At 44.8% G+C, this 23255-nt stretch carries 21 protein-coding genes and 1 other annotated feature; of the genes, 2 read left to right on the top strand and 19 right to left on the bottom strand.

Annotation, left to right across the window (positions count from 1 at the left end; translation table 11 throughout):
• Nucleotides 1-78: 78 nt before the first annotated feature.
• From NST74_RS25975 to NST74_RS26010, 8 genes are all read right to left on the bottom strand, one after another.
• Nucleotides 79-1137 (bottom strand): ABC transporter substrate-binding protein, encoded by a 1059-nt coding sequence (locus NST74_RS25975; protein WP_052414745.1) that lies wholly within the window; start codon nucleotides 1135-1137, stop codon nucleotides 79-81.
• Between the two features lie 47 nt (nucleotides 1138-1184).
• Complete coding sequence (locus NST74_RS25980) at nucleotides 1185-1517, bottom strand: ferredoxin family protein (protein WP_341115195.1); 333 nt, start codon at nucleotides 1515-1517, stop codon at nucleotides 1185-1187.
• The gene (locus tag NST74_RS25985) at nucleotides 1514-3121 is read right to left on the bottom strand and encodes an FAD-binding protein (RefSeq protein ID WP_341115196.1); all 1608 of its coding nucleotides are present in this window, start codon (nucleotides 3119-3121) and stop codon (nucleotides 1514-1516) included. Before NST74_RS25985 ends, NST74_RS25980 begins: the two co-directional genes overlap by 4 nt.
• A 23-nt stretch (nucleotides 3122-3144) precedes the next feature.
• Nucleotides 3145-4032 (bottom strand): ABC transporter permease, encoded by an 888-nt coding sequence (locus NST74_RS25990; protein ID WP_081954196.1) that lies wholly within the window; start codon nucleotides 4030-4032, stop codon nucleotides 3145-3147.
• A gap of 36 nt (nucleotides 4033-4068) precedes the next feature.
• Nucleotides 4069-4872: an ABC transporter permease gene (locus NST74_RS25995; protein WP_341115197.1), complete on the bottom strand. Its 804-nt coding sequence runs from the start codon at nucleotides 4870-4872 to the stop codon at nucleotides 4069-4071.
• Between the two features lie 105 nt (nucleotides 4873-4977).
• A complete protein-coding gene (locus NST74_RS26000; protein WP_341115198.1) occupies nucleotides 4978-5754 on the bottom strand; it encodes an ABC transporter ATP-binding protein in 777 nt (258 codons plus the stop codon).
• Between the two features lie 281 nt (nucleotides 5755-6035).
• On the bottom strand, nucleotides 6036-7319 hold the full coding sequence (locus tag NST74_RS26005) for an ArsB/NhaD family transporter (protein ID WP_076120306.1): 1284 nt from the start codon (nucleotides 7317-7319) through the stop codon (nucleotides 6036-6038).
• A 149-nt stretch (nucleotides 7320-7468) separates the two neighbouring features.
• The gene (locus NST74_RS26010; protein ID WP_341115201.1) at nucleotides 7469-8809 is read right to left on the bottom strand and encodes a PQQ-binding-like beta-propeller repeat protein; all 1341 of its coding nucleotides are present in this window, start codon (nucleotides 8807-8809) and stop codon (nucleotides 7469-7471) included.
• Between the two features lie 242 nt (nucleotides 8810-9051).
• Between NST74_RS26010 and NST74_RS26015 the strand changes: the two genes are divergently transcribed.
• Complete coding sequence (locus NST74_RS26015; protein ID WP_341115204.1) at nucleotides 9052-10137, top strand: LLM class flavin-dependent oxidoreductase; 1086 nt, start codon at nucleotides 9052-9054, stop codon at nucleotides 10135-10137.
• Between the two features lie 481 nt (nucleotides 10138-10618).
• Here NST74_RS26015 and NST74_RS26020 read toward each other — a convergent pair whose 3' ends face one another.
• Nucleotides 10619-10852, bottom strand: coding sequence for a hypothetical protein (locus NST74_RS26020; RefSeq protein WP_042131096.1), 234 nt, complete (start codon nucleotides 10850-10852; stop codon nucleotides 10619-10621).
• Nucleotides 10849-11856 carry a TIR domain-containing protein gene (locus NST74_RS26025; protein ID WP_231573941.1) on the bottom strand — a complete coding sequence of 336 codons (1008 nt, stop codon included), beginning with the start codon at nucleotides 11854-11856 and terminating at the stop codon, nucleotides 10849-10851. The genes NST74_RS26020 and NST74_RS26025 overlap by 4 nt, the downstream gene beginning before the upstream one ends.
• 147 nt (nucleotides 11857-12003) lie before the next feature.
• Here NST74_RS26025 and NST74_RS26030 point away from each other — a divergent pair, with 147 nt between their 5' ends.
• Nucleotides 12004-13134 (top strand): N-acetylmuramoyl-L-alanine amidase, encoded by a 1131-nt coding sequence (locus tag NST74_RS26030; protein WP_341115208.1) that lies wholly within the window; start codon nucleotides 12004-12006, stop codon nucleotides 13132-13134.
• 72 nt (nucleotides 13135-13206) lie between these two features.
• On the opposite strand, the gene NST74_RS26035 is transcribed toward NST74_RS26030, so the two are convergent.
• The 9 genes from NST74_RS26035 to NST74_RS26075 form a co-directional block, all read right to left on the bottom strand.
• Nucleotides 13207-14121 (bottom strand): glycine betaine ABC transporter substrate-binding protein, encoded by a 915-nt coding sequence (locus NST74_RS26035; protein ID WP_341115211.1) that lies wholly within the window; start codon nucleotides 14119-14121, stop codon nucleotides 13207-13209.
• 43 nt (nucleotides 14122-14164) lie between these two features.
• Nucleotides 14165-14821 (bottom strand): ABC transporter permease, encoded by a 657-nt coding sequence (locus tag NST74_RS26040; protein ID WP_042131100.1) that lies wholly within the window; start codon nucleotides 14819-14821, stop codon nucleotides 14165-14167.
• Nucleotides 14818-15957, bottom strand: a complete 1140-nt coding sequence (locus tag NST74_RS26045) for an ABC transporter ATP-binding protein (protein ID WP_341115214.1) — start codon at nucleotides 15955-15957, stop codon at nucleotides 14818-14820. Before NST74_RS26045 ends, NST74_RS26040 begins: the two co-directional genes overlap by 4 nt.
• Nucleotides 15958-16152: 195 nt before the next feature.
• Nucleotides 16153-16788, bottom strand: a complete 636-nt coding sequence (locus NST74_RS26050) for a TrkA C-terminal domain-containing protein (RefSeq protein ID WP_341115216.1) — start codon at nucleotides 16786-16788, stop codon at nucleotides 16153-16155.
• Nucleotides 16789-16876: 88 nt separating this feature from the next.
• Entirely contained in the window at nucleotides 16877-18136 is a 1260-nt protein-coding gene (locus tag NST74_RS26055) for an Nramp family divalent metal transporter (protein ID WP_076120331.1), read from the bottom strand.
• 262 nt (nucleotides 18137-18398) lie between these two features.
• On the bottom strand, nucleotides 18399-18599 hold the full coding sequence (locus NST74_RS26060) for a DUF2933 domain-containing protein (protein WP_042131102.1): 201 nt from the start codon (nucleotides 18597-18599) through the stop codon (nucleotides 18399-18401).
• Nucleotides 18600-18673: 74 nt separating this feature from the next.
• Nucleotides 18674-20353 (bottom strand): glutamine--tRNA ligase/YqeY domain fusion protein, encoded by a 1680-nt coding sequence (locus NST74_RS26065; protein ID WP_339288188.1) that lies wholly within the window; start codon nucleotides 20351-20353, stop codon nucleotides 18674-18676.
• Nucleotides 20354-20434: 81 nt separating this feature from the next.
• Nucleotides 20435-20695 (bottom strand) — a binding site (T-box leader).
• 71 nt (nucleotides 20696-20766) lie between these two features.
• Entirely contained in the window at nucleotides 20767-22323 is a 1557-nt protein-coding gene (locus NST74_RS26070) for a tetratricopeptide repeat protein (RefSeq protein ID WP_341115222.1), read from the bottom strand.
• A 49-nt stretch (nucleotides 22324-22372) separates the two neighbouring features.
• Nucleotides 22373-23227, bottom strand: a complete 855-nt coding sequence (locus NST74_RS26075) for a copper amine oxidase N-terminal domain-containing protein (protein ID WP_341115224.1) — start codon at nucleotides 23225-23227, stop codon at nucleotides 22373-22375.
• Nucleotides 23228-23255: the final 28 nt, after the last annotated feature.

Here is a 23255-nt window from a genome sequence, read left to right on the forward strand (position 1 = left end):
TGACTTCCTCCCAAAAAAATTAGCTAGCACATGCTATTTTAGACCGCTTCAAATTCAGGTTGTGCTTCCCAGCCATCGTTATTTCAGCTGCCAATCACTAATATTAAAATCCTTTTTCGCAAGCTTTTCTTCGACAAGGAAGTTTTTAGTACCCTCCAGCAGCTTGGTTCCCTCATCAGTAAATGCGGTATCCTTGATATCGCTGATCGGATTTACTTGCTTCGCCAGCTCAGGGGTTGTATCTCCGATTTCGGCGAGGAATTGATAATATTCATCTTCATGCTGCTTCAAGTCAGCCAATGCTTTCTCACGAGCGGCATTCCATACCTTAGGGAAATCAGGGAATTTCGCCAGATAATCCTCAGACACAACGGTTGCGCTAGTGCCAAGCAGGTTCGGATGCTTCGAGGCATCATCCAAGTGAGTATAGCCTTGGTCAATTAACTTTAGCGCAGGAACACCCAAGTTCGTAGTAGCATCTACATCTCCACGGGCTAAAGCTGCGGTAGCATCCGGAATGAGCATATGGACAAGTTTGTAGTCAGTCACGCCTTCTTCTTGCAGTAATCCGACCACATAGCGGTGCATGAAGGAGCCTTTTTGAATCGCGATAGTTTTACCTTGCAGATCTTTCACCGTCTTAGGCCCATCCTTCTTACCGATTAAATAACCGATAGTGTTGGCTGAGGATTGTGAAATCAGACGCGTCTTGGCGCCAGAAGCATAAGCAATAATAGCAGGTGTATCCCCAAGACTGCCGATATCCAGCCGACCACTAATTAAGGATTCTGTCTGATCGGGACCGTTTGGAAAGCCCGTAAGCTTCACCTCAGTAATGCCATATTTCTTTAACTCTTCCTGAATGATCCCCTTATAAAAGCCCCAGCCCTCCGCGCCACCTGGCACATTCAGCTTATTGGAGCCGATAAAACCAAAATTTAGAACCGCTGGAACATTACTCGCGGTCTCTCCTCCAGATTTCTCTGTATTAGAGCCGCCGGATGCAGATGCTCCATTGCCTCCAGTGTTATTTCCGCAAGCCTGAAGCACCAGCATGATCATCATTATCGTAGTTAAAAGTGCAAATCGTATCCTTTTAGATTGTTTCCCTTGAATCTCTCTGTACGCTTGTTTCATTACTTTCTCCCCCTAGTAAATGTTATTTATTTAAATCTTAATCAAGATCAGAACCCTGCCCTCGACGCCAATTTGTACATAAAGTCATGGCTTGCTACCGGCTGTCTGCCTTTGCCCCAGCCTACTTTTTCACGATAACCACCAAGTAGACCCTGCTCCTCTAGCCCTGCCTCTGTCACCCCAATCACTTTCTCTGAATCTGGCGCTACATAAAGAGCATCCACAGGACAGTACAGCTCACACATAAAGCAAGTCTGGCAATCGCTCTGCCGGGCAATAACAGGAATACCATCCTCTACCTGTTCGAAAACATTGGTCGGGCAGACCGATACACATTGGTTGCACTCTACACATCTGGCAGCGCTGATCACCTCAATCACGATAAAACACCCTCCTTGGCCACGGCTTCTGTCTTCACCCATACCTGATCCAATCCACCGCTAATCAAGCGATGATGCTGATCTTGATCCGTTCCCTTAAAATCTTCACGCTTATGCATGCCCCTCGTCTCAGTACGGGCAAGCGCGGAATTGTACATCCAGCGGGCGGTTGCTGTCATGGCTTCTGCTTCACGCGCTTTAACCCCTTCAGGTGTACGCTGAATCTCACGGCTGCGCTGATCTTTCCACAGTTCATCCAGACGACCTAATGAAGAGGTCAGCCCTTTGTCCGTACGGAATAAATTAATGTCATACGGCTTCACTTCAGCCTGCACAGCAGATACAACCTCTGTCGTTTGAGCAGTCACTCCTGGCTTCACTTCTTGATGAACCAGTGGGGAAGATGATAAGCCGACTGGATTACGGTGCGCTGCATGTGAGCCAAGGCTCTGCGCATAGACAGCTGCCCCTTCTCCTGCAAAAGAGCCGGATGACATAGCCCAAGCCGCATTATGACTGCCACCACCAGTAAATCCCCCGCAAATCAGCTCACGGGTTGCTGCATCTCCTGCCGCATAAAGTCCCGGAACACCTGTGCCACAGCTTTCGTCTGTGATATGAATACCACCCGTCCCGCGAACCGTTCCTTCCAGACGAAGCGTAACCGGAAAAGCATCCTTGAACGGATCGATCCCTTGTCGATCAAAGGGCAGGAAAAAGTTCGTCTGCGCCACCCGCAGCAGCGGTCTTAAATCTTCGGGCGCTCCGTCCAGTTTGGCGTACACCTGATTGCCTGCCAGCAAATTCCGAGCGATCACTGAACGTCCTTTCTTGGAACCTGCCCCTTCCACAATGCTCCCATCCTCATAATAAAAGCTGGCATAGCTGTAATACGCCGTCTTGGTCACCGATGAGAACGTAGGGCAAATCGCGTAGGCATTAGAGAACTCCATACCTGACAGATTTGCTCCGGCCTCAGCAGCGAATAAATAGCCGTCACCAGTAAGCACGTTGCAGCCGAGTGCCTTACTTAAGAAGGCGCATCCCCCAGTAGCAATAACGACCGCTCCGGCTTGAACCGTCCAGGTCTCACCACTCTGCGTATGAACGCCAGCCGCTCCGGCTACGCCATGCTCATCCGCAAGGAGCTCCATGGCTGGGCTATGATCTAAAATTTTAACGCCCGCCTTTTTCACCAGTTTACGCATTAATTTCATATATTCCGGTCCCTGAAGACTCCTACGAAACTGATTGCCCTGCTCATCTACAGGGAATGGATATCCTGAAACGCCAAGTTTGTTCATATTGACATAGGTACGGTCTAGCACTCGGTCCATCCAGCGGGATTCAGCCAGCTGACCGCCCAATATATATCGACTTGCCTTAGCTTCCTCGCGGAGCTTTTCATCCGGCTTGACATACCAGACCCCTGTTCCCGAAGGCGCAGTTGCACCGCTCGAACCGCAATAGCCTTTATCTGCGAGGACAACTTTCGCACCCTTTGCTGAGGCCGTAAGGGCTGCCCATGTTCCTGCCGGTCCTCCGCCTATAACGAGCACATCCGCCACCAAATTCAACGATCCTTTTTGTATCGATCTACTCATGTCCCAAGACCTCCTCAATTGGTTTACCCTTCGTAACTATCGCGCCAGAACAAGAACTTGCGTTCAATGATTCGGAACAAAGAGTCGATTAGCTTACCGACAATAGCAAAAATAATAATGCCTACAAATACAACCTCTGTATTTGAATTCTGCTTCGCCTCATTGATCAGGAATCCGATGCCGGACTGTGAACCAATGAGCTCAGCTACAACAAGACCAATCCATGCTACAGCCAATGACAGCCGCAATCCTAACAAAATTCCGGGTAATGCTGCCGGCAATATCAGCCTGCGCAGCTTCTGATACGGGCTAAAGCCTAACACCCGAGACACTTCAAACAGCTTGTTATCCACATTGCGGATGGCCATAAACGTATTAATATAGAGTGGAAAAAATGACCCTGTCAGAATGATCACTACTTTAGACATCTCCCCAAAGCCAAACCACAAAATAATCAGCGGTGCTATAGCTAAATGCGGGACAAGCCGCAACACCTGCACACTAGGATCTAGCACATATTCCACACTGCGAAATAAACCAGTCAGGACTCCGAATAAAAGGCCTAGAACACCTCCGATGAGAAAACCAATTCCCGCTCTCCCCATACTGACACCTAGATGATGAGTTAACTCTCCAGTAACCAATAGGTCTGTAAACGCTCTGGCGATCGACAACGGAGTCGGCAAAAACTGCGCGGAGATCAGTCCGGTGCTTCCTGCCAGCTGCCAAAGAACAATCGTCACCACCGGTATGATAGCGCCCGTTCCCCAATCTGACAGTAGAGATTTCCATGCTATAGGTACCGCGGATCTCTCCGATTTCTTAGTCGATAAAGGAGCAGTATCACTGCTATCTAACGATTCCCGTGCTCTTGTAGCGTTTTTTAAAATAGCTTCTACTCCATCGCTCATGGTGCATCCCCCTTTCGTTTCTTGCGCGTTTTCTGTTTATCCACGATAGTTGTCCTGCCATCTGAGCAGCCGTCGTTCAATGTAGCGGACAATAGAGTCACTCACCAGTCCTGCAATAGCAAAAATAATAATTCCCACGAACACCACAGGGGTATCCGCGAATTGACGCGCGTCCGACATCATATACCCAATGCCTGAAGTGGAAGCAATCAGCTCTGCTACTACCAGACCTAACCAAGATAGCCCCAAGGAAAGGCGCACTCCGAGAATAATGTTCGGCAGCGCCGCTGGAAGCACTAATCTTACAACTTGCTTAAACCGACTGAACCCAAGCACTCGAGAAACTTCGAACAGCTTATTATCCACACCGCGAATGCCCATGAACGTATTAATATAAAGTGGGAAAAATGCGCCTTTAGCAATCAACAGCACTTTAGATTCCTCGCCGATCCCGAACCATAAGATGAACAGCGGCACTACCGCCAAGCTCGGAATCATGCGAATCATTTGCAGGGAGGGATCTAGCAATTTCTCTGATCTGCGGAACAGACCTACAAGAATGCCTAACAGCAGTCCAAGTCCACCACCGAGCAGGAAGCCGGAAAGAGCTCTCACCAAGCTGATCCTAAAGTTCGGCCATAAATCCCCTGAGACGGCCAAGGATACAAATGATTCCGCAATGGTATACGGTGTCGGGAACAGCATCTCTGAGATCATTCCATAGTGTCCTAGGGTCTGCCACAGAATCAGCACAGTGCCCGGCAACAGAAGACCCAGTCCCAATGTTGTTACCTTTCCGGGGCGTCCGGAAGTTCTTACGGCCATAGCTCGATTTGTCATGCTCTGCACCCGCCTTTTTTTAGCTTTACAATCTCTTTAAATAACAAAAAGAGACCCTCGAATATTGAACACTTTCGGAGGTCTCCATTGGTATGGTCGACTTATTTATATTCCTGCCCCGTCAATAAGCTCAAGCTCATCGACTTTTTCAAAATAATTCAGCACCTTCAAACGTAGCTCTTGAAAGGAAGACGTTGTTTTTTTACGTGGATACGGCAGATCAACCGGTACAACCTTACGTATCTTACCGGGGCGCGGTTCTAGAATCACTACCCGATTGCCTAGGAATACAGCCTCATCAATATCATGTGTTACAAAAATCATGGTTGTTTTATTCGCACGCCAAATGTCCAGTAATACCGTCTGCATATGTGCTCTGGTGAACGCATCCAGTGCACCAAACGGTTCATCCAGCAGCAGGATTTTGGGATTTCGCAGTAGTGCACGGGCTATCGCCACCCGTTGGGCCATCCCTCCTGATAACTCCCGGGGATAGGATTTCTCAAATCCATTTAACTTGACGAGATCAATCAACTCATCGACCTTCCGTCTAATCTCCTTGTTCCCTAGCGGTAAATCGGAAGCAATATTCTTCTCTACGGTGAGCCAAGGGAAGAGACGATGTTCTTGAAAAATAAACCCTTTATCAATTCCGGGACCTCCAATTTCCGTCCCTCCTAGGGTAACACTCCCCGTATAACCGCTGTCCAAACCGGCCACGATGCGCAGCAGCGTGCTTTTGCCGCAACCGCTGGGGCCGATGACCGTAATGAATTCACCTTCTTGCACATGGAGATCAACATTATACAGTGCCTGAACATGACCCCCTGCAGACTCAAAACGTTTATTCAGATTTGAAATAGACAGCAACGCTTCTCCCACCGGAACCCCTCCTTCTAGTTTGATATTAAAGCCCAATCGCCTTCGGCATCCTTATTAGGACGATAAGTGTTTATGTGAGAAATATAAGGATACTATATAGCGTGAAACTTATACGTTCTTATATTTACAAAAAAACAGAGGTATTGCGCTTTACATGCGCAATACCTCTGTAGGAACAGTCGGTAAATTTTATTCAAAGTAAATCAATTGGAATTATAATATTTAAAATATCATCCATTTGAAAAGCTGTCAACAATAAAACTTATTTCTGACACACTTATTCACATCAGGTATCTTAAATATAAATATACACTTGAGATCACAATGGACAGCAGCATCAAAGGGAAGCCCACCTTTAAGTACTTCATGAACGTAATCGGGTAGCCCTCTTTTCCGGCTAGACCGGCAACGATCAGATTGGCACTGGCACCGATCAATGTACCGTTGCCGCCCAAGCAAGCACCCAAGGCCAAACTCCACCAGAGGGGCTCCAAATTGGTAATCCCCATCTGTCCCATCTCCTGAATCAAAGGAATCATCGTAGCTACAAAAGGAATATTATCAAGAAACGCAGAAGCGATTGCACTTACCCATAGGATCATCATCGAGCTCATGAGCACGTCCCCACCCGTTAATTCGATTGCTTTGGCAGCCAGCTCCGCGATGACACCCGTCTCGACGAGTCCTGATACCAGAACAAACAGTCCGATAAAAAAGAAGATCGTAATCCACTCCACGCTGTGAAAAGCTTTCTCCAGCATGTGTTCTCCTCCAGTTAGTAAGAGCAGTAAAAAAGCCCCTGCTAAGGCAACCGTAGCAGACTCCAAATGTAACGCCTGATGTAAAAAGAAGCCTGTAATCGTAATTCCAAGTACGATCAAGCATTTTCGCAGCAGCTTATGATCCGTAATCATCGCCTTCTCATCCATGCTCATGATGCTTTGCTGCAATTCCGGCGTAGATTTAATTTGCTTACCAAACATCAACAGGAAAAGCGGGATATACGCCAACATAATGATAATAATCACGGGCGTCAGATTGCTGATAAAGGACATAAAAGTCAGCTCTTTCACAGCACTGCCAATCATAATATTCGGCGGATCTCCGATCAATGTTGCTGTCCCACCGACATTCGATGCGATAATTTGTGACATCAAAAAAGGCAGCGGATTTATGCGCAGTTGTCTTGTAATACTGAAGGTAACGGGTACCATAAGTAGCACTGTTGTAACATTATCCAAGAAGGCAGAAGCCACAGCAGTAATAACAAATAAGGCAATCAGTATCCGTCTCGGCTTCCCTTTCGCCAGCTTAGCCGATTTCACGGCTGCATATTTAAAGAGCCCTGTCTCTGCAGTAATTCCTACAATCATCATCATGCCTACAAGTAATCCAATGGTATTAAAATCGATGTGATGCAATGCCGTCTCCTGATCCACAATGCCCATCGCTACCATAACAATAGCACCTAACATCGCTAGGATCGTACGGTGAATTTTTTCAGATATAATCAGTCCATAAATCAGTAGAAAAATACCTATCGCCCAAATTGCTTGCTGTTCCATAAAATCCCCCGGTCCTTCTATTTAATTTCTTAAATCTATATCCTATTAATCATAAATTAGAATTGTGTTTTTCGCACTGGGATTTTAAAGTCCAATTCACAGAAAACGGCTCTACCGAATATTCTTCGGTGAGCCGCTTATGAATTCTATTATTTCATCTTCAGTGCCTGCGGCTCCTTGAAAGCAGTTAGCTTCCCTTTGCTCTGTACAATAATCATCCCGTTCTCCAGCAAGGTTGGGCCAAATACTCTATCTGGTGTTTTGAGCTGTAAGATCGGTTTTGCGGTAATCAGGTCTATCGCGATTAATTTTCCGTCAGTCTGGGCCACATACATACCATGTCCGAGCAGATCAAAGCGTGCAATCGGATTGCTAATTCCACTATACTGAACCGCTGATTTATTCGCCATTTTAACACCATAAATACTTTGTCCCTTACTAAAAAGAATTCTTCCATCATAAGGACCAGCTGCGTATTCTAAATTCGATCCGATAGATGCATACGAGTAATTATCTCGTGTTACGGTAGCAGGATCTGCATTCAGGGGGTAACTAAAAACACCCTTCTCCCCTGTTATATAAATTCTGTCACCGTCACTCCAGGCACTGCCTCCCTTAAATGCTTCGGGATCATTCGGGTCAATATTAGCAGGATTATACTCTACGGTTTTTACCACTTTCCCTGTCTTAACATCCAGACTGTCGAGTGTCGGAAGTGGGTAAGTATCGAATAAGGTAGCTTTCCGTTGTACGACAAGCGTTCCATTAATCTCTGCAATCGGAAGCTCATAATCTCTATTATTCCAAAGCTCCTTACCCGTTGTTCGATCAAACGCATGCAAGATGTCATACGTATATGCTCCAGATACTGAGTTTTGAGCTAGTACCAGATTCCCCTCAACCATAAACGGTTCAAACAGCTGATCTCTGAAGTTATCACGCCACTGCAACTTGCCATCCTTCAGATTGTAGGCTTGAATATCACCATTGGCTGCGGCAAATAGCTGATCTTTATCAAGAACCAATTGACTGACACCTTTACTATTTGCTGACGAGCTCCATTTATTTTTTCCAGTAGCTGCATTCACTGCATAGATGGTACCCGCCTCAGAAGTCGCGTAAACCACGCCGTCTTGATAAAGCATCGGTGTTTTTAATTTAGCACCGTATTTCCACACAACTTTTCCTGTCTGAGCGTTAACGGCAAGCAGTTGACCCTTTTGAAGCATAAAAACTTTACCTGCACCAACAGAAACAACCCCCTTCCCCATGAGGTAATCCGTCGGTACATTTTCTAATGCTGGTAAATCCATCGTTGTTGACCACTCTACCTTCGCAGCAGGCAGATTTGCATAATAATCCTCAAAGTTTGAGCCTATATACGAGGTGTGTGAATCAATCCCAGCAGCTTGTACCGGATTTACCATAAGCAATACCCCTAAACCAATAACTGCAGTACGAAGATGTGATTTTAATAATGTTCCTCCCACTACCACACGCCTCCTCATATAAATGCTATCTTTGGATATATTTTTAAAATGAAATATAATACTAATGACAATTATAATGTAATAACATGGATTAATCTTCCTCATTTTGTAATTTAAAAGACTGGAATTCAAAACATTTACTCATAAACTTACAATTTGTAAGTTATTGTGTTATAATAATCACATTCTTTCATAAACGAACAAGCTTTATCAAATATATGAATAACAAGGGGTTTGTGATCATGAGTAACGAGGTAACCACAGCATCAGCAGCCGATTTTGAATTCGGTATCTACACCTTAGGAGACATAGTAGCTGATTGTCATACCGGCAATAAGATCAGCCCGAAACAACGACTTGACGAAGTTGTAGCTGCGGCGAAGTTAGCGGATGAAGCGGGGCTTGATGTATTCGGTGTAGGTGAGCATCACCGTCTTGATTTTGCAATTTCTTCGGTTCCAGTCGTTCTGGCCGCCATCTCTCAGGTTACCCGTAGAATCAAACTGACGAGCGCCACCACCGTATTAAGCACCATTGATCCCGTGCGCGTGTTCGAGGATTTCGCCACGCTTGATTTACTGTCGAATGGACGTGCAGAGATTATTGCTGGACGTGGTGCTTTTGTGGAATCTTTCCCGCTCTTCGGGTATGAACTTGAAGACTATCATCGACTTTTCACCGAGAATATCAATCTGCTTCTCGAGCTTAATAAACATGAAATTATGAACTGGGAAGGTTCCTTCCGTTCATCCTTGAAGGATTCTGAGATTGCTCCACGCCCCCTTCAACAAAGCCTGCCGGTATGGATTGGTGTAGGAGGTTCTCCTGAAAGCGCGGAGAAAGCCGGCGTACTCGGAACTGGAATGGCCATCGCCATTCTTAGCGGTAGTCCAGAACCTTTCCAAGAGCTTGCCGCAACTTATCGACGCGCTGGAATGCAGGCGGGGCATTCACCTGAGGCATTAAAGATTGCGATTACTAGCCACGGCTACATTGCCGAAACTTCACAGCAGGCGCTCGATGAATATTACCCTTACTATTATAGTTATCGTAATTCCATCAGCCCAAAACCTGGACAAGAATACAACGTCTCTCGTGACGACTTTGGCCAATATGTATCTGCTGATAACACGATGGCTGTGGGCAGCCCGCAGCAAATTATCGAAAAAATCCTTTATCAGCATGAGCTGTTCGGCCATAACCGCTTTATGACTCAGCTCGACATCGGCGGCCTTCCTTACGCCAAGGTAGCCAAGGCAATTGAACTATTGGCAACAGAGGTTGCACCTGTCGTACGACGCGAAATTGCCAAGAAAAGCAGTCGATAGAGCTGAAGGCTGTCCCAGTAAGCATAGAAGCGCTTCTCCTGTTAATGGAGAAGCGCTTCTATTGTGCTGCTGCAGCATTGTTTGTGGCTTGGTGCACTATGTATGACTTGCTATAACACGTTGTGCAGAGCGCCCTCACAACGGCTGAAGAATTGAAACAGAAGCTCTGCTTAGGAATTAGGGAATATCTCCCTAATAATCGGAGATTTCTGCTCATTATTCTAACAATTAGGGAATATCTCCCTATAATTGACCTGATTCGGTGCTAAATATAGATATTCCCCCGATTTTTAGGGAGGAATTCCCTAATTCCATTCATTTAGAGTTATTACCAGCTATTTTTAGGGAGTTTTTCCCTAATTACTCCAAAAATTCCATTAGTCCCACAGCTTAATGCCTCAATCGATCGTTACATTTACGCAAAAAAAAAGAAGCTGCCCCTTAAGTAGATTTCTACTTTCGAGACAGCCACTTATGCTTATCACGCAAAGGAAGGTTTATTATTATCTACCTTACCGCTAATAAGCTTCTTATATTCATCGTCTCCGCCGTCTAAAGAAGGCGCAGTATAAATTTGAGCTGAAGCTGGTTGCTGAGCAGTATGGCTCGAGCCTGCTTTACTTGAGGTGTTCTTATCTCCTGAACTACTGCTTCCACCACTTGCAGATCGGAGAACAGCACCCGTTAAGTTATTCATACCCTTTATTCTCTTCATGCTGAATCCTCCCCTACTAAATGATTGATGGTACGGAATAAATCCTGATTATGCCCAACTACCGCCTTAAGATCATCCGCAGATAACCCATCACTCCCTGAAAAATGTACGGAAAGAACATGTTTCTTACCTAGAGGATAGCATAGGATATATACCTCTGCAACTTCTGTTCGTTGAAAAAAAGTCCATTTGCTCGATAAAAATGCATCCACCACACTAGGCCGCTTCTCATTCCCTCTCGTTACAGACAGGGGGTAAGAGTGACCACGCCCAACATTCCCTCCGACCTGAACAAGAGTCTCCTGCTCTTGAGCCTGCCAAATCGCTGCACCGATTACACGACAATGCTTCGGAGGTAAAAAGGAATTGCGTATCGCCTCGCTGAGTGCGTGATACTTCTCTCCATTTTCAGAGATGGTCACATTACTATTATATTGCCAAAAGAAATGAAGGATACTTTCTTTGCGCCTTAATTCTATCTTTAGCTGCTCTAAATCTTTAACCGGGTCCCGGAATCTCCCACGCTCTTGAATACTATCAATAATCTTACCACAGCTCACATCTACAGCAGCCGTAGGATTATCATGGTGCACTTCATACTCTAGAGATGTAATTCCTGATAAATCAGACAACAGATGGTACTCTTCAACATTCTCTCCAGGGATTAAATCATCACGGGCAGTCACCTGATCAGGCACTAGACAAAATACGCGGCTACGCCGTAATCTAGCCCAGAATAAACCCATTTCAAACCCCGTATTATCACGTGTCACATAATAAAATTTACCGCGTATTTTGGCGACATCATCTGGTGAGAACACAAATACAGCAAAATCACTCTCATCTAAATTTCGTTCCAGTGCCTCCATAGTATATTCATTCGCTCGAAAGGCATTGGCATACCAAGGATGAACTTCAGCATCCCTCTTTAGCTGCTCATGAATCGCTCTTGCATAACGTATGGATTCCCTGGAAGATCCAATGAATAGCTTTGGTTTAGTCACGGCAGTCTCCTTCATCCTTTTCCCATTATGTAATAATTATACAAGTCTTTAGACAGCTGGAAAAGAGGCCTTATTCTCAAAAAATATTATTCTAAACCTCGTAAAGTGGGTAAAAAATTACGACTACTTTGAAAAAGCGAGGATACTATGAAGAAAATGATAGGTGTCACATTACTTGCGGCAAGTCTTATGGGTATGGCAGCGTCACAGCCTGCTGAAGCTAAAACAGCAGCCAGTTATACCGCTCAGGTATACGCGAACTCTTTAAATGTACGCAGCGAGCCGGCTAAGAATGCAACTGTAGTAGGATCTATTAAGAGCGGCGCCAAAGTAACTGTGTCCGATGAGCAACACGGTTGGTTAAAGGTGAAGACCGGAAACACCTCTGGTTGGGTAGCCGGCTATTACCTTAAAAAGGTGAACAGCAGCTCCCAGCAATCTGGCGCTTCTAAATCTTCCAACACCAGTACTGCTTCTTCCACCTCAACCAGCCCTTCGGGTAACACCACAAAGGCTACCGTAACGGCAGATTCATTGCGTATCCGAAGCGGTCCGGGAACACAATATAAGATGCTTGGTTCTTTAAAAGCCAAGGATACTGTTACCCTCATCCTTCGTCAGAACGATTGGGCGCGGATTCGAACAGCTAGCGGTGAAACCGGTTGGGTCGCAGCGCAATATATCCGTGCCGGAGCAACGCAAAGCATCACAAGCACCGTTTCGCGCACAGGAAATTTACGAGGAAAATTAATCGTCGTAGATCCCGGTCATGGCGGCAGTGATCCAGGAATGCTCGGCACTACATACAACACCATGGAAAAGGATTTGAATCTGCATACTGCCCTTTATCTCCGCGATGCCCTTTTAGCTAAAGGTGCACGGGTTGAGATGACACGTACCCGGGAGGACCAGAAGCCTACACTCGCTCGGCGAGTTCAAATGACTGAGGCTCTGCATGCTGATGCATTTGTAAGCATTCATTATAATTCCTCACCTAAAAAAGTGTCCGGAACACTGACCTTCTTTTACTCCGAGTCCGATGATCTGAAGCTGGCACGGGCGATAGAATCCCGGCTAGGTCAGGGCATCGGTCTAAAAAGCAACGGGTTATCCTTTGGCGATTATCACATCCTGAGGGAGAATCGAATTTCAGCTACCTTAGTTGAACTCGGATTTCTTACCAATCCTACAGATGAGTCAATTGTCCGCAAATCCTCCTATCAGAAAAAAGCAGCCAAAGCCATCGCGGAAGGATTGGCAGACTACTTTAGAAACTAGCCAGACCTACAAATAATCAGAAAAAGAAGCAGGCTAGAAAATTCCTAGCCTGCTTTAGTTTGCATCTCATATTTAGCCTTCTATTAATCCCTTCTTGATCAGGAAATTACGAGCTACATCCTCTTCCTTGAGCGCATCCACATCAACTTCTGCGTTCAATTGTTGCATTTCTTCATCACTGATCTGTCCGTTCAATTGATTTAAGATACCCTCTAGTTCAGGGTATTTATCTAGCGTTTCCTGACGAATAATCGGTCCTGCATCATAAGGAGGGAAGAATTCCTTATCATCCTGCAGAATCACCAGATCATGTACTTTAATTTGCGCATCCGTTGCATATGCATTGGTTACATCTGTTTCCCCATCGTCGATCGAACGGTACATGATACCATGGTCCATTCCTTTGCTCTGCTTAAAGTCCATACCATAGAGTTTTTGGATACCAGGGTATCCGTCCTCACGATCCAAGAACTCGAACTCTACGCCAAGAACCATTTCTCCAGATACTTTCGCCAAATCGCTGAAGGTCTTTAGATTGTACTTCTCAGCCGTTTCGCGACTAACAGCTAAAGTATAGGTATTATTTATGCCGAATGGATCCAGAAAGGCCAGTCCATCTTTTTCAAGCAGTTCTCTTGTTTTAGCCAACGATTCCTCGGAGTTTCCTGTCTTCTCCTGATAGTAATTAGCTACAATAGTACCGGTGTAATCCGGATATAGCTGAATGTTATTATTCTCAAGCGCACTCCAAGCTACATTAGAGCCTCCCAAGTTCATCTGGCGCTTCACTTTAATATCTGTTTTATCTTCTATCAGATCTGCCATCATATGAGCGAGTAGAACATTCTCCGTGAAGTTTTTGGAGCCAATTGTGATTTCTCCACTGTTACCAGCAGCAGCGTTATTATTCCCTCCACCACATCCAGCAAGTAGCGCGCCCATTAATACTGTAGTTAAAACGCCTGTCATCAATTTTGGAATTTTCATATATGATCTCCCCTTTTATATTCTTTCTAGACCAGAGCTTAAGTTATACTTTCAATCCCTTTGGAGTCGTTAGCCGTTCGAGCAATCCGAGTAGATAATCCAGCACGAGTGCAAGAATCGCGGCCGGAATAGCTCCAAGTAGGGTTAGAGCTTCGATGTTCCGTTGAATACCCAGGAAAATAAATTCACCCAATCCGCCAGCACCGATAAAGGCTGCCAGTGTTGCTGTCCCGACATTAATAACTGCAGCAGTACGGATTCCTGCCATAATTACACTTAAAGCTAAAGGGAGTTGGACCCGGAATAGAATCTGCCAGTTCTTCATACCCATTCCCCGGGCCGCTTCCACTATAGATTGGTCCACATCAGTTATTCCCGTGTAAGTGTTGCGGATAATTGGCAGCAGTGAATACAGAAATAAAGCTACAACCGCCGTCTTCATCCCTATGCCGAATAGAGGAATCATAAATCCGAGCATCGCCAGACTAGGTATCGTCTGAAGAATCCCAGCTGCACCAAGCGTAACACCTTTCAGAGGTTTAACCCTTGTAATCATAATTCCTAGCGCAATGCCAACAATAATTGCAAATAACATGGACAAGAGCACAAGTTGCATATGCACGCCCATAGAATGAATCAAATCTTCCCTACGTATATCTAATTGATATATGAGTTGTTGCCATAATGATTGATCTCTCATATAGACATTTCCTCCTCTTTCACGCCTCCCCATTGTGCGGCAAACGCCGTCAGAAGACTGCCTCTTGTAACAATCCCGGCAATGATCCCCTCAGCGGTTACAATCGGAATAATGCCGTAAGGAGCTTCCGTAATCAATGATAATGCGTCTCTTGCTGTTGCTGTATCCTGCAGCACCACCCCAGGTGGTGTCATAATTTCTTCGATAGTAAGGCTTTGTTCCATTTTGGCGGTAACATCATAAGCGGAGACTATGCCAAGCAGCTTACCTTTCTCGTTTCCAACCAGTAATGTATCCATTTTGCGTTGACGCATAAAGGTAAGAGCTTTGCCCAGCGTCCGCCCTGGAAGCGATGTAGATGGATTGTCGCGCATAACTTCTGTTACGGGGATATACTCAGGGTTTTGGTAAATACGGTTTTTGCCGATAAATGATTCTACGAAATCATTAGCAGGCCGGCTGAGCAGCTCATATGGTGTATCCAGTTGAACGATTTCACCGTCTTTAAGAATAGCGATCTTATCTCCAAGCTTCAGCGCTTCATCCATATCATGCGTTACAAATACAATGGTCTTCTTTACTTCTTGTTGCATGCGTAGCAGTTCATCCTGCAGCTGCTCACGGGTAATAGGGTCCAAAGCACCAAACGGTTCATCCATCAATATAATCTCAGGATCAGCCGCCAATGCACGGGCTACTCCTACACGCTGCTGCTGCCCACCTGATAATTGTTTCGGATAACGTTTGGCATATAGGGTCGGATCAAGTCCGACTAGACGGAGCATTTCTAGCACCCGTTCTTTTTTCTTATTAACATCCCACCCCTTTAGGTCAGGAATCAGGCCTACATTGTCTTCTATGGTGTAGTGCGGAAATAAACCAGCTTGTTGAATAACATATCCGATGTTCTTGCGGAGGGTTACGGGGTTCTCCTTGGTGATATCTTTGCCGTGGATAAAGATATGGCCTGAAGTATGCGGAACAAGACGATTTATCATTTTCATCGTTGTTGTCTTTCCGCAACCACTAGGACCGATCAGCACTAGTATTTCTCCAGCTTCAATTTCAAAGCTAATGTTCTTAACTGCTTCATAACCATTAGGGTATTTCTTACCTACTTTTTCAAATTTCAGCATAGGGTCTCTCCTTCTTATCTCTATCGTCAGATCATCTCGCCGGGCGACTCTGTAAGTTAAACTATAACAAACAACTCCCGAACTGACAACCTATAATGTGTATATAGGTTGTTTGTCATTTATTGTAATTTAATAATCAAAAAAAAAGGCTATCCAGTGATAAACCCCGCTGGATAGCCTTTTCTCGACCTATTATTATAAATGATTCTCAGAATTTTTATTAATAAATTGCTCTGTTCTTTGGTACATTTTCTCATCACCAACTGCTACAAGTACATCATTTTCTCTGAGTATGACATGCGGACCTGGGGAAATTGTTACGTTCGCCCCTCGGCGAAGCGCTATAATAGTTGCCCCTGTATTCTGCCAAAATTGTAGTGTGCCAATGGTTTTACCGACCACATGTGATTGTTCATGGATTGTAATCTCTTCCGGGTGATATGGTTTCAAATTCTTCATCCGGTCTGACGCCTCGATAATTCCAGTGAGCAGCTTCTCAAATTTGCTGTCGAGCTGCTTCTTTTCCAGCAATAATTGCTGTAGATCCTCTTTCAGTGAATAAACTGATTTCAAATAATTATTTCTAGTGATATACTCATACGCCTTTTGATCAGAGATGACAATAATCTCTTTCCCCTGCGAGACAAATACTATATTCTCATCCTTCAATAATCCCATAGCTTTACGGATCGTCTCGGGAGAAACATGGTATTGGCCTGCTAATAGAGAACGCCCGGAAAGCTTACTCTGTACGGGGAATTCCCCGCTTACAATTCTTTGTGCAATATCAAGGGCTATAGACTTATAACCGGATATTTCCTGCATGGACATTGTCGATCTCCTTACTTTGGCGTGAATTATGAATTATAAACATGCTCCAGTATACCTTTTTTCATTCACCAAATAAAGATGTCCTGCCTTATACAAACATTTGATAGACCAAAAATAAATTTAACGATACAACCAGACCGGAGATAAGCCAGCCGAGAGCAGCTGTCATCTTACGATTCACTAACCCGCCCATAATCTGACGATTGCTTGTAAACATAACCAGTGGTACCAGGGCAAATGCAATCCCAAAGGATAAGACCACCTGACTGATAACGAGTGCCTTCGTTGGATTTACACCAAAACCGATGATCGCCAATGGCGGAATAATCGTAATCGCACGGCGTAAGTACAGATTAATTCTTTTGTTGATAAAGCCTTGCATCACCACATCACCAGCCATAGTGCCTACAGAAGAGCTCGATAGTCCCGCGATAAGTAGTCCTAAGCCAAACGAAATCGCTGTTACAGGTCCAGCCAAGTGACTAAATTGCTGAAACGCGACATCCAGGTCCTCAACCACAAGACCATTTTTGAAAAACAATGCCGCGGAGACAATGACCATCGCCAGATTAACCGCACCTGCAATAATCATCGCAATAATAATATCTATGAATTCCAATTTAAAAATTTGTTTCTTCTCCGCTTCATTCACCCCTACGATGCGGTTCTGAGTAAGTGATGAATGTAGATAAATGGCGTGTGGCATTACGGTTGCGCCTAGAATTCCTGCAGCCAAAAGGATGCTGTCGACCCCTTCAAACTTAGGTGTAAACATGCCTACAGCAACCGCACCCATATCCGGTTTAGCTACAATAACTTGAAAGGCGAAGGCTAAAACGACAATAAGAATCATTGCAGCAATTCCGGCTTCAAGTGAGCGGTATCCCCTACGCTGAAGCTCTAAGATAGCAAAAGAACCCACGGCAGTGATCATTGCTGCAGGCAGCATAGGGATATCAAACAATAAATAAAGTCCTAATGCTGCCCCGATAAACTCCGCCAGATCCGTAGCTATTATTACCAGTTCACTTTGAATCCATAAGAAGATCGATACACTCTTCGGGAAACGATCATGAGCGATCTCCGGAAGGTTCTTCCCTGTAGCAATACCAAGCTTAGCGGACAACGCCTGAATAAGAACAGCCATCAGGTTCGAAGCTACAATGACCCATAATAAGAGATAGCCATATTTTGAACCCGCCGTAATGTTGGTGGCAAAATTACCTGGATCCAGATAAGCAACCGCAGCGATAAACGCTGGACCTAAGAAAGGCAGTAATCTTTTAATTCCTTTGGTCTCCCCATTAAGTACGGCTTGCGCCGAAATGGAGTTTTTATGTTGTCTCATATGCGGTTGTTCTATATGTGGTTTTTCTATTAAAGTTTGTTCCAACATGTCAATTCCTCCTCTTGCCCAAAAAAGTTGTCTATATACACGAAAGTTTCCTCTGTGCAACTTATATTTAAAGTATATGCTCATTTCTGAAAAATGTAAATATGTTTCATTAGGAATTTTCATATGCTTGTACACTTCTGATCGACAAAAAAAACCGGACAACATCAGGAATTACCCGATCTTTGCCCGGCTTAAGCCAATTACTCCGCATTGCTTATGGTGTGAGACTTTGAATATCTCTTCTCATTTGTTCATTCTGTGTTTTCAGCTCATTCAATTCTTTCTGAAGCTCCTGATAATCAGGTGACGCTTGCTTTCTCGACCCATGCCCGTGTCCATGTTTCCCGCCCAGTCCAAACATCATAAATATCATCATTAAAGGGCAGATCAATGTAATTAACCAAGACCAATTCATAGCTTTACCTCCTAGAAATTCTTTATGACCTCTATATCATAAAGAATACTTGTGGAGAAAGGATGTGCTGTGAATTACGAATTCTTCTTCCATGTATCCTTCAGCGGTACAATCCGGTTCAGTACCAGCTTATCTGCTGTCGTATGCTTCTTATCCACACAAAAGAATCCATGGCGGATGAATTGATATTTATCTTCTGGAAGTGCACTATCCATGGAAGGCTCCAGCAAACAATTCTTCAGAATCGTTAAAGAATCTGGATTAAGATACGCGTCCCAGCGCTCATCGTCTTCTTTAGGACCGTCATTCTCTTTTAGCAGCCGCTCATATAGATGAACTTCCGCCTTGATTGCGTGTTCTGCCGATACCCAGTGGATGGTCGCTTTGACCTTACGTTCATTAAATCCACTTCCACTCTTCGTTCTCGGATCATAGGTACAGCGAAGCTCCATCACTTCTCCGGTTGCTTCGTCCTTGATCACCTCATTGCACTTAATGAAGTAGGCACCTTTTAACCTTACCTCATTCCCTATAGTCAGCCTGTGATAACCTTTAGGCGGCTCCTCCATGAAATCCTCTTGTTCAATATAAAGCGTACGTGAAAAAGGAACCTCTCTATCCCCAAGCGTCTTATCTTCACTGTTATTCTCAATCGTAAGCCATTCGCTTTGATTCTCGGGATAGTTAGTAATAACCACCTTTAGCGGCTTTAGAACAGCCATTACGCTAGGTGCCTTCGCCTTCAAATCTTGTCTAAGCGAATGCTCTAACATGGCTATATCTACAATGGTGCTATGTCGGACAAATCCGATTTCTTTCACAAAATTCCGAATACTCTCCGGCGTAAAACCTCTTCTCCGAAGTCCGCGAAGCGTGGGAAGCCTTGGATCATCCCAACCATCCACATAATGTCCTGCAACCAATTGTCTAATGTACCGTTTGCTAGTAACGACACCGGTGATGTTTACGCGTCCAAACTCCCTTTGCTTTGGAGCTTCGGGGGTATCCAGCTCATTTAGTACCCACTCATACAGGGGCCGATGATCCTTAAACTCAATGGAGCATAGGGAATGCGTAATCCCTTCGATCGCATCTTGTATAGGATGTGCAAAATCGTACATCGGATAGACGCACCAATCGTTGCCTGTTCTATAATGTTCCGCATGGATAATTCTATAAATCACCGGATCACGCAAGTTGATATTCGGTGAGCGCATATCTATTTTGGCGCGTAATACTCTGGCACCCGTAGGATAAACGCCATCCCTCATCTCTGCGAATAACTTCATATTTTCTTCCACAGAACGCTCCCGATAGGGACTGTTCCTTCCCGGCTCTGTAAGCGTCCCTCTATATGCTGTCACCTCTTCAGGTGATAAATCGCAGACATAGGCTTTTCCTTTTCGGATTAGCTTTACTGCGCTATTGTAAATTTTTTCTGAATAGTCTGATCCATAGAAAATATGGTCCGGTGAGTAGCCCATCCATTCAATATCTTCGATGATGGCATTTACATATTCCAGATCCTCTTTTAAAGGATTCGTGTCATCGAAACGCAAGTGGAACTTTCCGCCATACTTTTTTGCAGTTGTATAATTCGTGTCAATGGCATACGCACTGCCAATATGCAAATATCCGTTAGGTTCCGGTGGAAATCTGGTGCAAATGTCTCTGCTGTAAGTTTCAGCCTCAAGCTCTTCTTGAATAAATCTGTCAATGTAACTTTCTGCCACTACTTCTGATGGCTTATTCATTGTTGTTACCTCCTGTATATTAGCGATATCCGCCTTGTTTATCTGCAAAATAAAAAGAACCTCACCTCCAAGACTTATGGTCTTGGGGACGAAATTCTCGCGGTACCACCCCAGGTTCATTAATATGTCGCCATATTAATCTCATCAAGTACGGCAATGCATCTTTCGCAGTGCTTATACTCTAGCTCTATAACAGGAGCTCCCGTCATACCATCCCCGTCACCCGGTTCCGACATGCCGCTCAGAGGCTTGTTTCGATAAAATCCTCCTTACCCCGTTCTCATCATCCAGGGCTCTCTGTGAAGGAATGATTTTATTTACTCTTCTCGTCATCGCGTTTAATTATTTTGTATAGGATACCAAATAGATGGTCCTGTGTAAATGGTGTGCTTTCTCTTCTGTCCGCTTACGATCTATTCCTCGCTCAGAGCTGTTATCAGTTCCAGCACCACTTCATTATCCGGCTCTACGGTCAAAGCTCTACGCGCGTATTCCAGTGCAGCCCCTTCAGCTCCAAGCTCATAGTTACAAATCGCCATGCTATAGAGCACCGATGCTAATGGTTCTTCCGCATTGGCATGCATAGACCGCTCTAAGTAGACTAACGCCTCCTCGAACTTATCCATTTCATACAGCAATAAACCAGCGTCCAGTGAGAGGTCATAGCTCTGTTCCATCGGATAATAACCTGTCCACATGAGCTGAATCCCTCGCTGAAGATCCAGCATTTCTTCATCACTGGCATCCGGCAGCAGCTCCGAGATCTGTTCAGCACTATGGATAAACCATTCTGCATCATACCCACCTAAGCGCCAAAAAGCCAAAATCTGCTGAAGCCCCATCGTATCTACTTGCTGATCCATCCATTCCTTCATACTGAAGAAATCATCCGGGCCAAAACGCTCTATAAACCGTTTGTAACCTAACCGAGTGTTCGCATAGCTCATCGGCGATTCCAGCATAAGAATACATCCGATGTTCAAGTTTTTATAATGATGAGAGGTAAATAAGGAATGCGCTCCTTGTTGCTCTAACGTATGCTGAATCGCATGATAGTTCGCTGTTAAGGAGAAGCTACCATGATGAATTAGCATAGGCGGCTCCGCAAATTCCCAATTCTCTATTCGGTGATCGCCCTTATCCGCTGTAAGGAGTACAAACCCTCCTGTAGATAACTTAGCTAGCCTCTCCAAACAAGTAAGCCCCACCACTGGAAACAGAATATGCGAATCCTCCAGCTTCTGCTGATAGAGCTTTATAACATCGTGATAGGGATAAGTTTCCGCTTCGTAATCAGCCGCACGACGATAATGATATTGCGGGATAATTGTACCGAGTACCTCTGAGGGGTTATCCGAATCTGCATCCTCAGAATACTGAATCGACATCTCACATTCAAATATTTTACCTTCATCCACATAAATTAATTCCTGCGGGATACTGTCAAAAAAATAATTCGCCACAAGCAGCAGCGGCTGCTGTAAATCACCAGGTTTGATGCTGAGCTTAGCGTGCACTAAATGCAGTTCAGTATCCTGTACAGCATCAAAACGTGCAAAATCCAGTATACCCTGCTCTACGAATGGAAGTAAGCTTGGGTGCTGCTGCCAGCTGGTTATATTTTTTACGGGTAAATCACTCATCACATAACGAAAAGGAGGAAGTGGAGTCCCCGCATAATCTATGATTTCGCATAGCTTCTTAAGGATATGGAACGCCAATCGCCCAGCTCCTGCTCCCAATTCCAGTATGGTGACTGTTTCAGAGAGATGTCCTTGTCCAGCCCGGTCTTGCAGGAATCCAAAGATCATTTCCGCATATGCTGTCGCAATCATAGGATTACTCGTAATGTACTGCGGAACCTGATCATTATTCCAAGCCTTTAATCCCTGTTCTTCATAATAAGCCCGCTGCAATTCCCAAATGGGTGCTTCGCTGAAGCGATAGTGCTGCCCTTCTTTACCTGTCATCTATTTCTTAACCTGCTCTCTGTATATCTTGTTAGAACACCTATTATACTTATTCCGCTCTCAATGTGCGTGATCTGAAAATGACGTATTCAGCCTCTGCAGGAATGGAAACGGAAAATGACAATAATCCCGCCTTAGAGGTTAACGAATCAGGTCCTTTTAACGTTTGGTAATAAGAATTCCCTTTGCTGTCCACACTCACCAGTTCCAGTTCCGCATTCCCTTTAGGGATGACGAATCCGGAGGTATTTTGCACACCTAAGGTTAGTTTGTATTCTTTCCCGGATTGAGTCTGTGTTAGTGTGCACGGATATAACGGATATGGATGTGCTGTCGTTTCCACTGGGTAAGGGGTAAGCGCTCGATCCGCCTCAGGCTTCGCCCATTCCTCGCCTTTTCTAGCGCCAATTCCAAGGGTTAATTTATTCACGTTATTGAACTGAGTTTCCCAGCGAAATGTCTTTAACCCCTCTAGAATAGGGGATGCTGGAACAAACAGGATTCCATCCTTGATCTCTGGGGCGATTTCTAATGAATCTTTTGTCTCCCCATTAAATTCTGCCTCTAGCTGCCCTGCTTTAATCTTTCCAATCGATCGATCCAGTAGTGAAACCGTAACACTATTCGTTAAGGCGTCATAGAGCAAATCTGCACCAATCGCACTCGAAAAAGCCCGAATCGGCACCATTAATTTACCTGATTTAAAATAAGGAGCGAGTTTACCCGGAAAAAGGACGTAATACCCCCCGTATGACAGTGGCATTACCTGAGTCCCTAACTGGACAGCCGCCGACACCGATGTAGGTGTAACCGCTGAACCTGCGGCGAACATGATCACTAACAGACCGATGATATAAGCTCTTATTTTTCCTAGTCGTTGTAAGGACTCCTTAACATGATTCATCTTAAACCCCTCTCCCTCTCTGCTCCGT

The sequence above is a fragment of the Paenibacillus sp. FSL F4-0125 genome, assembly GCF_038008565.1.
GTDB lineage: Bacteria > Bacillota > Bacilli > Paenibacillales > Paenibacillaceae > Paenibacillus_AQ.

Bases quoted from the DNA above. Each gene is read 5' to 3' on its own strand.
- NST74_RS25975 (WP_052414745.1), bottom strand. From the start codon at position 1,137: ATGAAACAAGCGTACAGAGAGATTCAAGGGAAACAATCTAAAAGGATA.
- NST74_RS25985 (WP_341115196.1), bottom strand. From the start codon at position 3,121: ATGAGTAGATCGATACAAAAAGGATCGTTGAATTTGGTGGCGGATGTG.
- NST74_RS25990 (WP_081954196.1), bottom strand. From the start codon at position 4,032: ATGAGCGATGGAGTAGAAGCTATTTTAAAAAACGCTACAAGAGCACGG.
- NST74_RS25995 (WP_341115197.1), bottom strand. From the start codon at position 4,872: ATGACAAATCGAGCTATGGCCGTAAGAACTTCCGGACGCCCCGGAAAG.
- NST74_RS26005 (WP_076120306.1), bottom strand. From the start codon at position 7,319: ATGGAACAGCAAGCAATTTGGGCGATAGGTATTTTTCTACTGATTTAT.
- NST74_RS26015 (WP_341115204.1), top strand. From the start codon at position 9,052: ATGAGTAACGAGGTAACCACAGCATCAGCAGCCGATTTTGAATTCGGT.
- NST74_RS26020 (WP_042131096.1), bottom strand. From the start codon at position 10,852: ATGAAGAGAATAAAGGGTATGAATAACTTAACGGGTGCTGTTCTCCGA.
- NST74_RS26030 (WP_341115208.1), top strand. From the start codon at position 12,004: ATGAAGAAAATGATAGGTGTCACATTACTTGCGGCAAGTCTTATGGGT.
- NST74_RS26035 (WP_341115211.1), bottom strand. From the start codon at position 14,121: ATGAAAATTCCAAAATTGATGACAGGCGTTTTAACTACAGTATTAATG.
- NST74_RS26040 (WP_042131100.1), bottom strand. From the start codon at position 14,821: ATGAGAGATCAATCATTATGGCAACAACTCATATATCAATTAGATATA.
- NST74_RS26045 (WP_341115214.1), bottom strand. From the start codon at position 15,957: ATGCTGAAATTTGAAAAAGTAGGTAAGAAATACCCTAATGGTTATGAA.
- NST74_RS26050 (WP_341115216.1), bottom strand. From the start codon at position 16,788: ATGTCCATGCAGGAAATATCCGGTTATAAGTCTATAGCCCTTGATATT.
- NST74_RS26055 (WP_076120331.1), bottom strand. From the start codon at position 18,136: ATGAGACAACATAAAAACTCCATTTCGGCGCAAGCCGTACTTAATGGG.
- NST74_RS26060 (WP_042131102.1), bottom strand. From the start codon at position 18,599: ATGAATTGGTCTTGGTTAATTACATTGATCTGCCCTTTAATGATGATA.
- NST74_RS26065 (WP_339288188.1), bottom strand. From the start codon at position 20,353: ATGAATAAGCCATCAGAAGTAGTGGCAGAAAGTTACATTGACAGATTT.
- NST74_RS26070 (WP_341115222.1), bottom strand. From the start codon at position 22,323: ATGACAGGTAAAGAAGGGCAGCACTATCGCTTCAGCGAAGCACCCATT.
- NST74_RS26075 (WP_341115224.1), bottom strand. From the start codon at position 23,227: ATGAATCATGTTAAGGAGTCCTTACAACGACTAGGAAAAATAAGAGCT.